The following is a 265-nucleotide window of genomic DNA, read 5'->3' as shown; positions in this document are numbered from 1 at the left end:
CCAAAGCGCAAGTGAAAACATGGCTTTATAGAGGGAAGGATTCCTAAAAACGCTCTGATACTATGATATGCCTGAGAATGCGGGATTACAGTACCAAAGCGCAAGTGAAAACATGGCTTTATAGAGGGAAGGATTCCTAAAAACGCTCTGAGTTGTGAGTCTCTGATAGATGAACCTTAACGAAGACATTAAACAGTGTTCAGTGAAAGCTTTTGTGAGGATAAAGATGTGGAGATAATAGCATAAGCGCTTAATAGGCAATCAG

The sequence above is a fragment of the Bartonella sp. MR168JLCBS genome (genome assembly GCF_042194175.1).
Note: the sequence above shows the minus strand (reverse complement) of the source record.